At 37.1% G+C, this 12,646-nt stretch carries 19 protein-coding genes; 11 read left to right on the top strand and 8 right to left on the bottom strand.

Going from position 1 to position 12,646, the window contains the following annotated elements:
• Window positions 1-63 precede the first annotated feature (63 nt).
• From NG806_RS08925 to NG806_RS08890, 8 genes are all read right to left on the bottom strand, one after another.
• A complete protein-coding gene (locus NG806_RS08925) occupies window positions 64-597 on the bottom strand; it encodes a hypothetical protein (protein ID WP_214833869.1) in 534 nt (177 codons plus the stop codon).
• Window positions 598-853: 256 nt separating this feature from the next.
• Window positions 854-1,873, bottom strand: a complete 1,020-nt coding sequence (locus tag NG806_RS08920; protein ID WP_261512756.1) for a S1 family peptidase — start codon at window positions 1,871-1,873, stop codon at window positions 854-856.
• A gap of 111 nt (window positions 1,874-1,984) precedes the next feature.
• Window positions 1,985-2,638: a hypothetical protein gene (locus NG806_RS08915; RefSeq protein ID WP_214833863.1), complete on the bottom strand. Its 654-nt coding sequence runs from the start codon at window positions 2,636-2,638 to the stop codon at window positions 1,985-1,987.
• 369 nt (window positions 2,639-3,007) lie between these two features.
• Window positions 3,008-3,877, bottom strand: coding sequence for a helix-turn-helix transcriptional regulator (locus tag NG806_RS08910; RefSeq protein WP_261512755.1), 870 nt, complete (start codon window positions 3,875-3,877; stop codon window positions 3,008-3,010).
• A gap of 52 nt (window positions 3,878-3,929) precedes the next feature.
• Window positions 3,930-4,403: a thioredoxin family protein gene (locus tag NG806_RS08905; RefSeq protein WP_214833857.1), complete on the bottom strand. Its 474-nt coding sequence runs from the start codon at window positions 4,401-4,403 to the stop codon at window positions 3,930-3,932.
• A gap of 91 nt (window positions 4,404-4,494) precedes the next feature.
• Window positions 4,495-5,799: a spondin domain-containing protein gene (locus NG806_RS08900; protein ID WP_261512753.1), complete on the bottom strand. Its 1,305-nt coding sequence runs from the start codon at window positions 5,797-5,799 to the stop codon at window positions 4,495-4,497.
• Between the two features lie 198 nt (window positions 5,800-5,997).
• The gene (locus NG806_RS08895; RefSeq protein ID WP_261512752.1) at window positions 5,998-6,807 is read right to left on the bottom strand and encodes a hypothetical protein; all 810 of its coding nucleotides are present in this window, start codon (window positions 6,805-6,807) and stop codon (window positions 5,998-6,000) included.
• A gap of 184 nt (window positions 6,808-6,991) precedes the next feature.
• On the bottom strand, window positions 6,992-7,438 hold the full coding sequence (locus tag NG806_RS08890) for a hypothetical protein (RefSeq protein WP_261512751.1): 447 nt from the start codon (window positions 7,436-7,438) through the stop codon (window positions 6,992-6,994).
• A 617-nt stretch (window positions 7,439-8,055) separates the two neighbouring features.
• Between NG806_RS08890 and NG806_RS08885 the strand changes: the two genes are divergently transcribed.
• The 11 genes from NG806_RS08885 (at window position 8,056) to NG806_RS08835 (ending at window position 12,606) form a co-directional block, all read left to right on the top strand.
• A complete protein-coding gene (locus NG806_RS08885; RefSeq protein ID WP_047400697.1) occupies window positions 8,056-8,271 on the top strand; it encodes a RebB family R body protein in 216 nt (71 codons plus the stop codon).
• A 17-nt stretch (window positions 8,272-8,288) separates the two neighbouring features.
• The gene (locus tag NG806_RS08880; RefSeq protein ID WP_261512750.1) at window positions 8,289-8,789 is read left to right on the top strand and encodes a hypothetical protein; all 501 of its coding nucleotides are present in this window, start codon (window positions 8,289-8,291) and stop codon (window positions 8,787-8,789) included.
• Window positions 8,786-9,037 (top strand): hypothetical protein, encoded by a 252-nt coding sequence (locus tag NG806_RS08875; RefSeq protein ID WP_214826238.1) that lies wholly within the window; start codon window positions 8,786-8,788, stop codon window positions 9,035-9,037. The genes NG806_RS08880 and NG806_RS08875 overlap by 4 nt, the downstream gene beginning before the upstream one ends.
• The gene (locus tag NG806_RS08870) at window positions 9,015-9,824 is read left to right on the top strand and encodes a hypothetical protein (RefSeq protein ID WP_214826236.1); all 810 of its coding nucleotides are present in this window, start codon (window positions 9,015-9,017) and stop codon (window positions 9,822-9,824) included. Before NG806_RS08875 ends, NG806_RS08870 begins: the two co-directional genes overlap by 23 nt.
• A gap of 54 nt (window positions 9,825-9,878) precedes the next feature.
• Window positions 9,879-10,259, top strand: coding sequence for a hypothetical protein (locus tag NG806_RS08865; RefSeq protein ID WP_261512749.1), 381 nt, complete (start codon window positions 9,879-9,881; stop codon window positions 10,257-10,259).
• A 29-nt stretch (window positions 10,260-10,288) separates the two neighbouring features.
• Window positions 10,289-10,510, top strand: a complete 222-nt coding sequence (locus tag NG806_RS08860; protein ID WP_214826233.1) for a RebB family R body protein — start codon at window positions 10,289-10,291, stop codon at window positions 10,508-10,510.
• A 471-nt stretch (window positions 10,511-10,981) separates the two neighbouring features.
• Window positions 10,982-11,242 carry a RebB family R body protein gene (locus NG806_RS08855; protein WP_251040493.1) on the top strand — a complete coding sequence of 87 codons (261 nt, stop codon included), beginning with the start codon at window positions 10,982-10,984 and terminating at the stop codon, window positions 11,240-11,242.
• Between the two features lie 81 nt (window positions 11,243-11,323).
• Entirely contained in the window at window positions 11,324-11,584 is a 261-nt protein-coding gene (locus NG806_RS08850; protein WP_251040492.1) for a RebB family R body protein, read from the top strand.
• 80 nt (window positions 11,585-11,664) lie between these two features.
• Window positions 11,665-11,925 (top strand): RebB family R body protein, encoded by a 261-nt coding sequence (locus tag NG806_RS08845; RefSeq protein WP_214826232.1) that lies wholly within the window; start codon window positions 11,665-11,667, stop codon window positions 11,923-11,925.
• Between the two features lie 82 nt (window positions 11,926-12,007).
• Window positions 12,008-12,268, top strand: a complete 261-nt coding sequence (locus NG806_RS08840; protein ID WP_251040491.1) for a RebB family R body protein — start codon at window positions 12,008-12,010, stop codon at window positions 12,266-12,268.
• Window positions 12,269-12,345: 77 nt separating this feature from the next.
• Window positions 12,346-12,606: a RebB family R body protein gene (locus NG806_RS08835; RefSeq protein ID WP_251040490.1), complete on the top strand. Its 261-nt coding sequence runs from the start codon at window positions 12,346-12,348 to the stop codon at window positions 12,604-12,606.
• The last annotated feature ends 40 nt before the right edge of the window (window positions 12,607-12,646 follow it).

Raw genomic sequence — 12,646 nt, 5'->3', positions numbered from 1 at the left:
CCATAATAAAAATAAACAGCGCTCCATCACAGAGCGCTGTTTCTCATAGAAGGGTAAAAAGCATTATCTTCCTAGCAATCTATATATTGGTCCTCCTATTTTTCTTGCAAAATAGGTAAGTGATCCTCTTGTGCGTGTTGCTCCCATAATAGCATTTTGAAGGGCTAATTCAAACTCTTCATCCGTTATGGAATCTCTTCCAGCAGCTATGGTTGCTATATTTTTTGCAATAAGTTCATCAATGTCCGAATGTCCCTCCCTTAAAAATTGTGAATAGAATAATCCAAAAGGAGAAAGATGAGCCCGGGCATCATCTTGTCTCTGATTCCTTAGACCATTAATTTGTCTGAATGTGTCAAGATGCTGTTCGATATTGTTGCCTGCATTATTGTCCATACCGTGAATTCCACCTCCTGTCAAAAAAGCAGCACTGTTATCTGCAAGAAGAACATAACGCTTATACCGTTGGTAAAAATCATAAATGGTAGAGGGAATGATAGTTGCCGCTGCAGTACCACCAATGGTGGCAATCCATCCCCATAAGGATGTTGGCAAATAAGCAGTGGCTGTTTCTAAAAGTTGTTTGTAATTTGGCATATGGTTATATTTTTTAATGATGATCTGTAGTATAGGATTTAACTTTTTAAATGATAGACTTGTATCACAAATTTCAAATTAAAATTTTTGGTATTACACAGGGTAAACATCCATTTTTGGAAATTGGGGGTTTACCCTTATTTTAAAAATGAAAAAGAATATGAATCATTTTTTTGAAAGAAATTTAAACAAAAAAAGTGAGCCTATTGGCTCACCTTCAAAGTATAAATGATATAATTGAAAAGGATTTTTAATTCTAAAAGCTAAGGCCTGGCCACTTGCTGAGAATAGCATCGGAAGGAGAGACAAAGGCCTGATCTCCGGAAACTGTTGACCCACCAAGTATGCCTACCAATAGAGAACCATTTGTTGTAAAGACAGCTGATCCGGAATCTCCTGAATTGGAAAAACGTCCTGATCTCCCTCTTACCATGGTCAGATTGGTGGCAATTACCTCTGTTCCATCAAAATTGTCAAGTCTTAGTGACGTTGTGATGCTTGTAATATCTCCTGTGGTAACTTCTGTAGTAATCCCACTTTTACAAACTTCTTCACCGATGATAGATGCGTTGATTATTGCAAACCCTCCAATCACATTTCCTATGCCATACACTTTTCCTATAGTAGCATTTCTAAACCATCCTTTTCTTGCAATGGCACAGTCTAGCCATGCGCTGATGGTTGATGAGCCTCTTTGAAAAGAAACATTTTCGTGATAATAGCTCTTTAAAGCAGCACAATCATGGCAGTAGTCTAAAGTGGTTTCCCATTTTGATTGTTGACATACATCGGCATCCAATTTTGTGGTAGTACCTACCAGTACATGGGCACAGGTCATCATATAAGGATTGTCATCATTCTTTTTATTGACCATTACCCCTAAAGTTCCATTACCTCTTATTTCTCTTCCACCATGCATGAGTGCACCATTGGCTGAAATGCTGATTCCTCCGATCAATGGATCGGTCTTCTCATTACGGGTAGCTTCGATGACGGGATTAGGTTCAGCTAAAGTATTAGGTTGAACATCAAGCTCAATAACATCTGTCGGATATCCTGAAATGGTGGCCGGAATCGGGTTCGATACTTTTGTTAGCGGAAGTTTCTTTTTTACACCAAAAGTATAGCTCAATTGATGGGTAAGTTCATCATTAACGGTTTTCAGGGAAACGCCAACAGAAGTTATTTCAGGTCTTTTGAAGTATTCCTCAATAAGGTCAGGTAGTTTTGCAGCCATTACATCATGTAATGCCAGCTCTTCGTTACTTAGTTTCATGATTTTGGTTTTTAATTGGGTTGTTGATAGGATGATATGACCAGTATCAAAATTCGGAACAGCTTTTTTGATGCTGTCCCGAATTTTAATGATTTTCACTAAAAGTGAGTGTTAGTTCAGTTTGATCGTTCCTGAAGAAGGAGCCCCACCACCTGATGGAGGCGGACCGCCGGCTGAAGCCTGATCAGCTAACATACGGTATTGTGATGTTCCTTTTTCAGTGCTGATAGATCCTGAAACGGTATATAAATAAAGGTCTCCAGAAACAGAATAGTCATTCGCAGAATTATTAACATAGAAGTCAATTTTTACTGATGACATGTTTTTTGCCTTTTCAAGGAATGCATTCATTAAAGTAGTGATCTGCGCTTCAGTAAGGCCTTTAGATTTCATTGAATCCTTTGTTTTTTCATAAGAAGCAGAAGCACCACCACCGCCAAAGAACCAGGTCCAAACGGATAGGTTGGCACTGGCCGATGTTTTCTCATATTCTTTAACTTCTTCTTGGTAAGATGCTTCCAGCATACCCAGTGCCAGGTTATTAAGATCTTTTACATCCTGACTTGATAAAGCAGATATCTGAAGCGTTGCTGTGATTCTTCCTTCAGTGTGTGCAGGAATGGTATAGGAAAGTCCTGTAAGCTGTCCCTGTCCTGATACTTCGATTGAATACGATTCTTTTGCTTCTCCTTTTAGATCTGAAACAATAGGTTCAAAAGGGTCGCTGAAACCCACTCCGGTTTTGATAATTTCAATAGTGTCCATGGTTTTGTTTTTTTGGTTAATTGTTATTCTTTTATGAAAAGGCTTTTTTGACTTGGCCTGTGTTTTACTCTGATTGAACAATTCAAAGTAACAAACAAAAAGAAGTGAATTTTAGAGTAGAAATAACCAAATAAGATGGTCCGTAGAAATACTTATGAATTATAATTATCTGAATATTAATTATTTGAATTTAATATTATGCTGCCGGGAATTTCTTTTTTGAATTCCAGTTCTGCTGCATACTGAAGGGTGATTTTTATAGACAGCATACCTCTGGAGACTGTTTTTCTATAGTTATACTATACTTATAGTATAGACATTTTTCAGAATTATATGATAAAAGGAAAGACGTAAAGTTGTAAAATTAATTTAAGGATTAATTTTTGTGGGTAAGGTCATTGATGAGCTTCTAAACTCCGAAGCATTGGTTCCGGAATACATTTTAAAAAACCGACTAAAATGAGCCGAGCTTTCAAATCCAAGTTCATAGGCGATTTCTTTTACCGATTTATCCGAATAATGGAGATAACGTTTCGCCTCTAAAATAATTCTGCTTTGTATCACTTTTGATGGAGCAGGTTGTTTTAGAATAGCAAAAATATTACTCAGTGTTTTTGGAGATTTATTGAGTGCAGCTGCATAGAAATTAACACCATGTTCATTCTTAAAGTTTCCCTCAAGAACCAACATGAATTTTCTTACAATATCCATTTTTTCATCAGGAAACTGCTGATAGCTCTCACATTGCTGTTTTGCGATACGTGTTGTTTTAATGATAAGCTGTTTAAGTAGTGTTCGCAGCATTTCTCCCTGAAAATTATCACTCGATTTCCATTCATCATGAAATAATTTTTCAAGCTGGATCATTGCCTTTTTCTCTACTGTACCCAGTTTAATAAACATTGGGTGCTGTATTCCATAAAATAGAAAACCAACGCATCCAACTTCCGTATCATGGTCTACAATGCAATAAAATTCGCGATTAAACTGCCATGCGATAAGTTGATCCGGATGTTCAAAAACAAAATGAAGACTGGCAACTAATGGTAATATAGAAGCTTCGGGCATGGTATACTCGATTTCATCTATGGTTACCGTTTGCGCTTCACCTTTATTGTACACAAAAGTATTTATCGGAACCGGTATGCCATTCCGTAATCCAATCCCTTTTAGATCCTCATTGTTTATATGCATGATAAAACGGGCGAGGGTTGATTTTTCTTCGTATTTCCGGATCATTTTTTTCCTTTGGTAAATTATTTAAACTGTCATACCGATGACTTAAAATTAACTATTTTTTTGCGATCGCCTGTTGTCCCAGTTCAATCAGATTTTTACCGTCTACATATCCTATCTGCTTTAATGCCATCTTACCATCTGGTTTAAAGAAAATCAAGGAAGGGTAGGAGTTGATCATCCATTCTTTAGCAAGCGGAATACCTTCTCCTTTTTCCATATCTACGGTATAATTAATGAAGTTCTTATTAAAATATGCTGCAGCGGTTTTATCTTTAAAGGTTGTTGACTTTAATAATTTACAGGGACCACACCAACTCGTGTAGGCATCGACAAAGATATATTTGCCACTTTTCATTGCCTCAGCAGTTACTTCCTTCCAGCTGCTGTTTTTGAAACTGATTTCCTCTTTTTGTATCATGTTTTTAGCCGCTTTTTGTTGTGCCTGAACATGCAATGAAGTGAGCATCAGAAAGAATAATGAAGCAACTATGCCGGTTGTTTTTATTTGTCGTATTGGATTTTTCATCTGAATTAAATTTTTACAATTTATTAGGAGAAAATTGGACACTTTTTGAATGTCCAATTGTTAGGTATCTTTTATTAATAATCAGTTTCGTTTACTGAAGATTTACCTTTATTATATTTGAAATAGCAGGCAATGTGGTAAATGCATTTGGGTTTGGAACCTCTTGTATAGGTTTACTTTCCGTTAATGGCGTACCTGCTAAATTAAATTGAGTGATTCCGGCACCGGGAAACTGATTAAGTGCTGTTCCGTTATCGTATAGAGCGATTGAAGATGAAATATCTCCTTTCTGAGTTGCATCTATACCACTTCCTTTTGTTGCAAAAAACCAGTCATTGGAGAAACCATACATGGTGGCAATGGCAATTTTATCACCAGGTGTTACATTAAGCTGTTGGGAAACTTTACCTCCGGACTGGCCTGCAATTTTTGGTAGTAATACCGTAGAACCTGCTGCCGGAAGAACATAAACCTGTTTAACTCCCTGAACTTTCTTTAAATATTCCGCTAATATACTGGCATCTCCTTTTTGAGCCAGTTCTTTTAATCCCTGTCCTTTGTCATTTTCTCCGGTTTTATAAATCGGGTTATCGATTCCATTGTAAACGACCACCAGTATTGGAGAAAGTGGAGTGAAAATTCCTGTTTGTCCTTTGATATAATTTCCCAGATCCATAGGATCACCGGCTTCAGCAATTTTGGTCAAACCGTTAACAGAAGGGCTTCCTTTTTTATAAAGAGGCGCTGGATTAAGAAGATTCCCACCTGCAATATATGAAATAGCCCATACTCCCGGACTGAAGGGGGTTGGATTAGAGGTATTACCCGATGTATTGGTAATGGTTAAGGTAAACATTGAATTGCCTTCGTAATGCAGATTTACTTTCATTAATGATGAGGCAGCTGCATAGGTATGACCTTGCGCATCAGTTCCCGATACTTCAGTGATATTCTGAGCCGTTGTTTCTGCTGTTCCAGGATGCATTACTGTAGATCCCGGAGTCTGGTTAATTCTTGTTCCGTTGTCCCATAATTTGATCTGAGAAGAAACATCACCTTCAATAGGGGTGCCATTATCCTGGTATAATTTTATTCCCGGATTTTCAGGAGCGAAGAAAAGGTCATTTGACCAGCCGTACATGGTTGCAAAGCTTATCGCCTGTCCTTTTGCTGCAGAAAACTGAAAAGAAGTAGATTCTCCAGGCATAATAACAGGAGAAGCTCCGTTGTGTTGAAAAACGCCCGATTCCACTAAAGGCTTAGAGTCGAGTACATTTTCTATGGTAATCGTTGACGGCATTCCGGTTTCCATAGGATTATCATCATTGTCGTCGCACGACAATAAAAAAAACGGTATGGCAGCCAGTACCAACCAGCTCGATTTTAATTTATTCATTTTCATCTGTTTAGATATTTATATTGTAGAGCAAAGGTATCGTTGTGCCCTATTATTATAAGTACCTGCATTTCCCGTTGTGTTGACGATATTTCCCGAATGTGAATGAACTCTTATAAAAGCCTGATCATAAAAAGGTGATCTGTTACAATAGAATGTAAAAATGAAAGTTGAAAGTTGAAATTGAGTGATGAAGTATTATAACTTTTTCATCATTTTTTTTAAAGCCGGTTCAATGGCTAAGATATGACCGTGCCCGAATGCTACCATCACCTTACCGTGTGTTTTCAATTCAGAAGAGATTTTTTCCAGTAATATAGAATCGCGGAGTATTTTAGAGTTTCTGCCTATTGTACAATAGGTACAGTTTGGATTTACATAGTCAAAAAGTTCAATATCAGGATTCATACTCAATTGAAAAGGATGACCCATTTTAGATTGATACAATTTTTTATATCCTTCAAAGTTTTGTAATTCCTTATTAACGGGAAAACCTTCCTGAATAAACCATTTTTGGATCGCTTTTGTATACAGCTCTTCAATTGTCTTATTGCCATAAGCACCATTTAGATGTGGGATTACGAGGCGTTCCATGATATAGTAGAGTAGGAGATCTTCCTTTGAATATTTTTTTAACATCAGTTTAAATTCAAGTGAGTCCTCAATATCTCCATTTATTAATGGTTTATGATCTATGTCACTTAAATATTTCAGCAAGCCTACTTCTCCATTTTGCTCTACAGCTTCTTTTTCAGAATCAAATTTCTTTGTGATCTGCCCACCTTCATTGATTGTAATATCTGGCTTGAATTGAAGATAAGTCTGTTTTATTTCGGATATCTGAGGATCATTATCATTGTAAGTATGGGAAACACCCATCGCGATAAGGTGCTTGTCACCTTGTTCTAAATCAATAATATAGGGTAGATGAACCGAATCCATGATCTTTCCAACCTCAACATAACTTCTCGAATATCTGACAAAGTTACCCGAGGTGCTGCAACCCATAAACAGAATTATGGGTAAGGAAATTAATACACGTGGAAATATTACTTTATATTTCACTCTTTATGCATATTCAATAATCACTGAAATGGAAGTGCTCTTATGGAGGCTAACTTACGAAAAAAGGGTGTAAAATTAAATAACCACTTCTATTTAAATAAATATCAGTGGTTTAAAATAAATAATATTAAGTAAAGGAATTGATCATACGCATATAGTCTTTATCAGTGATGTTTGAAGCTTTAAGCTTTACTCTGAGTGGATTTTCTTTTTGCTGGGTGTTCACCTCGACAACGATATTCTTTGCCATAAGAGACTTTTCGATCTTAAAAGCCCGTAATCGATTAACAGGATAATCTACCGATGGAAATATAATCCCTCTTTTTACAGGATGGTAGGATTTAATTGAAAATACAGCTCCCGTATTTTCAAAATGAAATACCCTTAAACGGATGATACGGCTTATGATCAGTAACAGAAATACAAGTGAGGCACCCAATAAAGGTAATTGTAAATCTTCATGGATCAATGACCTTAAGACATATCCTGCTATCATTAAGAAGATATTCAGTATCAAAAGTGTCAAAAGAAGCCTCATCTTAAAGACAATTTTTTGTTTATTTGTTACAATCATGAAATTAGTATTAATTTATCCAAATTTTTTGTTTATTCAACAAAAATAATAAGATTATTTTATATTTAATATGTTAAATTTTATTTTTTTAATAAATAAAAAAATAAATGTGGTATCTGCTTGGTTAATACGATGTTTATGAGAAAAAAATTTTTTATTTGGAGGATGAAAATCTTATTTTGAAGGGCATATTTTTTAAAATAAAATCTGTATTTTGAATGTATAAAAACATTATTAAACTGTTTTACAGTATGTTATGCTCGTTATTTTGTAAATAAAAGAATAAAAAGACCGTCAATTTAGGGATTGATGGTCTTTTTTTATGAGGTGCTTTTTTCAGCAAAAGCCCACCCAGAGGGAGATCCAAGTTTATGAGCGCTTCTTTATTTTACCATTCATTTCACCTTTAGGAGAATTCCCTAGTTTTTGAAAATCAGTTTTTTCCCCGAGTGTTGACTTGTTTTAGTTTAAGACATTTGTAACAGACAAAAGAGAGAAAGTAACGATGCACTTGCGATTACAATCACAATATAAAATAAAAGATTGAATTGAGATGGGAGAAATCTTAGAGAATGTCAGAAAAAACTAAAACTAAAATAACCATTTAAACAAAAAATATGGCAGATACAGTAAACAATCAGACTACAGATGCAGTTACGCAGACTAATGTTACCGTGCTTGGTGAGTCTCCGGCACAGGCCATGAGTATGCTTTATCAGATGGCCACCCATGCAAGTGGGATTTCCATTCAGAATTCGGTGACGAATCAGCAAAACTTGAATCAGCTTAACCCTGCGATTGTTGCAGATGCCATTAAGATTTTAAAAGGATAATCTAAAACCTTACAACGATGGATGAGAACAACATTGAGAAACAGGAAGCCAATCCTACCACTCCGGCAGAGAAAGCGGTAGTGTTTGTGAACACCGAAGTACTATCGCCGCCGAAGGCCGATCCCATGACCGGAGCTGCGAAAATTATGATTGATCAGTCTACCGGAATGATGGTTCAGGATTTACAGTCCTTTTTAAAAGGATTTGAACAGGTGGGTTTAGTCGCATTAAGCAAATTAGCTCATAATTTCTTAACCTATGGAAATTATTTTCCACCAACGGGAGGTGTCGGAGCGAAGGCTGAAGGGGCTTCTGCCCAGGATCCAATGGGAGGAAACGGAAATGAAATCATGAAGGACTTATTTAAGATAGTAAGTGATTATGCTGAAGCAAAAACGAAAATTTCCGGTGCGATCTTTAATGGCAGTGCTTCACCGATGCCCGGCATGATCCAGAGTCCGCCCTCTTTTACAGATGTTTCCGCTGAAGAGGAGGATATGGAAAAAAAAAACGATTGACCCTACCGGTTACGGAAGAAACCTCATCACAGAAAGATAGTATGAGAAAAAATGTAACCGCGGCTGACCATGGGGATGGAATTGTGCTTAAATCTGTAAAATTAACCCAACCCCTTGTAAAACCTGAGATTAAAGAAGCGGTGGTTCCTGTAGAACAACATATAAGTGAACATACCAAGAAAACGATAACAACAAAACTAATCGATAAACTTAAAAAAATAAGAGATGAATTATTCAAGCGAAATTAAACCTGCCAAAATTTTAAACTTACGTTCCCTAAAAGAATTGAACGAAAGTATTTATCTGACAAGAACCAATGACAATGCCTATTTCAGTGTTAAGAAACTGGAAAATAACAATGACCGTGCGGTATTTAGTCTGGGAACATCAAGTATCAATATACAACCTATTTTAAGACAGGTGATCTGTACCAAAGGGAGAAGGTCTAATAGTTATCAGTCATTTGTGATAGAGCCGAAAGACAAATCTACGGGAATAGCTGTGATCATGATCAAGCTCGAAGAGCATCACACTTTTCTATGCAACGTAAGAATTCTTCCACTGAGTACCCTCTCAGATATTGCAGAGCCCGAAACGGAATCAAAGCTGCTTACAGTAAATCTGGAAAAATCGAAATGTGTACTCAAAACAGATATTACCATTACTGCATCCAATACAGGTGAAGCCTTATATGCGGTTCACGATGTTGATGTAAGTGCGATTTCCGACCTGGTGACTCCGGATGAGATTATAGAATTGAAAAGAGAATTAGAATTTCAGGGATCTAAATTAATTGCCCATTATTTTCAGGAAATTCTGGATATTGTAATCAATGAAAATCCAGCAAATCCTGGCAGATCACCTTTAATCCCGGATGAGTATATCTTAACGCTTCCTCCGGAACAGTTGAAGCAAATGATGTCGGCGAATGCGATTGCAGGAAGTATTGCTTTAGAAATTATTGGAAGCAATGTTATTCAGAATCTCAACAGGGACTGGACTGCTGCAGGAGCTTTCATAGGCTATCTGCTCTAGAAGTGCATTCTGCGGAGAACCACCTTTATCAACAATCACTAAAAATTAAAACCTATGCGAAGACGAATCAATCATAGGGCTCGCCCCTCTGTCCCTGCACCATCTATTGTTGTAGAGGTGATAGAACCTGAAGTGGTGGAAGATGTAATGCCTTTTGTTCTCAGTCATGAAGATGAAATCATTAATTATATCAAAGATAAAGCGACCAAAGAGACATTAAAATCATTGGCTCCCTTACTGGAAAAGCTGGAAGAAGCTGTTAAACAGCAGCAAGCCTATCAGGCATCTGCAACCACCAATCTGCCAACGATGAATTACGAAGAGCAATTGAAAAAGCTTCAGGAAACGTCTAAGGAAAAAATAAAAGAGAAAGAATTCAAGGTGGCGGAAAGAATGAACAAGCTGCAAATGCGACTCGCTAATATGCGGAAATAATACATCTAATCACAAAAATAACAATTATTATGAGCGATATCAATACGATAGTTTTAGGAATGTCCACCTCGGTAACGAGTGCTATTTCTTCGCAGGTCAGTGCACAATCAACAGGATTAATGCATATGAATTCTGCAGTACATCAACAGCAAAACGGCATATTGGGAATAAGCAATACGGTTATGGGAATTAAAAAGATGCATTCCGGAAAATTGCTCAAGGAATTAGCCATGCTAAAAAAGGGTCTTTAACCTTCAGTAAGAAATAATTACGGATGCGGTTTTCTTCTCTGTAGAATAGAAGCCGGTGCCCCTCAACATATATTAGGTCAAAATTTTCATCCTGCACCGGTTTTTTTAATGCTGTAGATTCCCAAAACGGGCAATCATGTGGAAATGCAATCTCAGCTCAAAGTGTATATTATGTACAGCAGTCTACCGTAGAAGAAAAGAAGGAACCGCATCCTTTTCTTTAGCCTCAGCTATGATCGCTGAAGTTCATCAAATACATCATTTTAAACTCTCGCAGATTTTACGGATCGTGATTTCAACCATTGTACAGAAGTCATCCATATATCCAATCCTCAGTTAGTAGTTTTTATCAATGCTTTGAAATCTGTTGCATTCGAATTATCTGCGATGAGGTTAAATACCATATAAAACTAGTTTAAATCAAATAATTTCTTAATCGAGAGTCAATCTCAAAAAAAACAATTAATCATTATGGCAACAGTTAACGAACAAATTACAGACGCAGTAACGCAGTCCAACGTAAAAGTGGTAGCAGAATCTCCTGCAATGGCTTTGAGTAACGTGTATCAGACAGCAGCACATTCAACAGGGATCATGTTTGAAAATGCGGTAAATAACCAAAACCAACAAAACATCCTGGGTCAGGCAGCGACTACACAGGGGATCACTCAGATCTACAGTATGGACACAGTAGCAGATGCTGTTTCTATTGCTAAAATACTGAAACCTTAAGACCTTCCTGTTAACAGCAGAAAATAATCCGAGCAACCGGAGAATCCGGTTGTTTTTTAACCCCAATAAACAATAATCATTATGGCAACAGTTAACGAACAGATTACAGACGCAGTAACGCAGTCGAACGTAAAGGTGGTAGCAGAATCTCCTGCAATGGCTTTAAGTAACGTGTATCAGACAGCAGCACATTCTACAGGCATTATGTTTGAAAATGCGGTAAATAATCAAAACCAACAAAACATCCTTACTCAGGCGGCGACTACACAAGGTATTACGCAGATCTACAGCAAAGATACCATTGCGGATGGAATTGCTATGGCTAAAATATTGAAACCTTAAAAACCTTTCTGCTAAGCGGAAAAACAATTCTTACAGCTGGAAAAACCAGTTGTTTCTAAACCCAATAAACAATAATCATTATGGCAAAAGTTAACGAACAAATTACAGACGCAGTAACACAGTCGAACGTAAAAGTAGTAGGTGAATCTCCTGCAATGGCGATCAGCAACGTGTATCAGTCAGCAGCGCATTCAACAGGAATTATGTTTGAAAATGCGGTGAACACTCAAAATCAGCAAAATATTGTAACTCAGGCAGCGACGACTCAAGGGATTTCGCAGATCTATAGTCTTGATACAATAGCAGACGCTGTTTCGATGGCAAAAATTTTAAAACCATAAAAATCTTTTTTGCGAAGCGCAGAAAAATAACCCGGCAACCGGAGCATCTGGTTGTTTTTAATCTAAATAACTAATAATCATTATGGCAACAGTTAATGAACAAATCACAGACGCAGTTACCCAGTCGAACGTAAAAGTGGTAGCAGAATCTCCAGCAATGGCTTTAAGCAATGTATATCAGACAGCAGCACATTCTACAGGAATTATGTTTGAAAATGCAGTAAACACTCAAAATCAGCAAAACATTGTAACTCAGGCAGCGACTACACAAGGTGTTACGCAGATCTATAGCCTGGATACAGTAGCAGATGCTGTTTCTATTGCTAAAATACTGAATCCTTAAAAACGGGCAACAGTAAAAAATAATCTTTGCAGCCGGAGCATCCGGTTGCTTTTTAACCCAAATAAACAATAATCATTATGGCAACAGTTAACGAACAAATCACAGACGCAGTTACCCAGACCAACGTAAAAGTGGTAGCAGAATCTCCAGCAATGGCATTAAGCAACGTGTATCAGACAGCAGCACATTCAACAGGAATTATGTTTGAAAATGCAGTGAATACACAAAACCAACAAAATATTTTAGGTCAGGCAGCCACTACACAAGGAGTGATCCAGATCTACAGCCTGGATACAGTAGCAGATGCTGTTTCTATCGCTAAAATATTAAATCCTTAGTTAAAAGCGTGTTTTTTAGGTTTCATGTCAGGGGGGACGT

This window comes from Chryseobacterium paludis (assembly GCF_025403485.1).
Classification (GTDB): domain Bacteria; phylum Bacteroidota; class Bacteroidia; order Flavobacteriales; family Weeksellaceae; genus Chryseobacterium; species Chryseobacterium paludis.
This window is presented reverse-complemented; position numbering and strand designations above follow the sequence as displayed.

What these genes read in the sequence shown, in the direction of transcription:
- NG806_RS08845 (WP_214826232.1), top strand. Translation starts at nt 11,665, where the DNA reads ATGGCAAAAGTTAACGAACAAATTACAGACGCAGTAACACAGTCGAAC.
- NG806_RS08905 (WP_214833857.1), bottom strand. Translation starts at nt 4,403, where the DNA reads ATGAAAAATCCAATACGACAAATAAAAACAACCGGCATAGTTGCTTCA.
- NG806_RS08890 (WP_261512751.1), bottom strand. Translation starts at nt 7,438, where the DNA reads ATGATTGTAACAAATAAACAAAAAATTGTCTTTAAGATGAGGCTTCTT.
- NG806_RS08855 (WP_251040493.1), top strand. Translation starts at nt 10,982, where the DNA reads ATGGCAACAGTTAACGAACAAATTACAGACGCAGTAACGCAGTCCAAC.
- NG806_RS08860 (WP_214826233.1), top strand. Translation starts at nt 10,289, where the DNA reads ATGAGCGATATCAATACGATAGTTTTAGGAATGTCCACCTCGGTAACG.
- NG806_RS08850 (WP_251040492.1), top strand. Translation starts at nt 11,324, where the DNA reads ATGGCAACAGTTAACGAACAGATTACAGACGCAGTAACGCAGTCGAAC.
- NG806_RS08840 (WP_251040491.1), top strand. Translation starts at nt 12,008, where the DNA reads ATGGCAACAGTTAATGAACAAATCACAGACGCAGTTACCCAGTCGAAC.
- NG806_RS08865 (WP_261512749.1), top strand. Translation starts at nt 9,879, where the DNA reads ATGCGAAGACGAATCAATCATAGGGCTCGCCCCTCTGTCCCTGCACCA.
- NG806_RS08920 (WP_261512756.1), bottom strand. Translation starts at nt 1,873, where the DNA reads ATGAAACTAAGTAACGAAGAGCTGGCATTACATGATGTAATGGCTGCA.
- NG806_RS08885 (WP_047400697.1), top strand. Translation starts at nt 8,056, where the DNA reads ATGGCAGATACAGTAAACAATCAGACTACAGATGCAGTTACGCAGACT.
- NG806_RS08870 (WP_214826236.1), top strand. Translation starts at nt 9,015, where the DNA reads ATGAATTATTCAAGCGAAATTAAACCTGCCAAAATTTTAAACTTACGT.
- NG806_RS08915 (WP_214833863.1), bottom strand. Translation starts at nt 2,638, where the DNA reads ATGGACACTATTGAAATTATCAAAACCGGAGTGGGTTTCAGCGACCCT.
- NG806_RS08895 (WP_261512752.1), bottom strand. Translation starts at nt 6,807, where the DNA reads ATGGGTTGCAGCACCTCGGGTAACTTTGTCAGATATTCGAGAAGTTAT.
- NG806_RS08925 (WP_214833869.1), bottom strand. Translation starts at nt 597, where the DNA reads ATGCCAAATTACAAACAACTTTTAGAAACAGCCACTGCTTATTTGCCA.
- NG806_RS08900 (WP_261512753.1), bottom strand. Translation starts at nt 5,799, where the DNA reads ATGAATAAATTAAAATCGAGCTGGTTGGTACTGGCTGCCATACCGTTT.
- NG806_RS08910 (WP_261512755.1), bottom strand. Translation starts at nt 3,877, where the DNA reads ATGATCCGGAAATACGAAGAAAAATCAACCCTCGCCCGTTTTATCATG.
- NG806_RS08880 (WP_261512750.1), top strand. Translation starts at nt 8,289, where the DNA reads ATGGATGAGAACAACATTGAGAAACAGGAAGCCAATCCTACCACTCCG.
- NG806_RS08835 (WP_251040490.1), top strand. Translation starts at nt 12,346, where the DNA reads ATGGCAACAGTTAACGAACAAATCACAGACGCAGTTACCCAGACCAAC.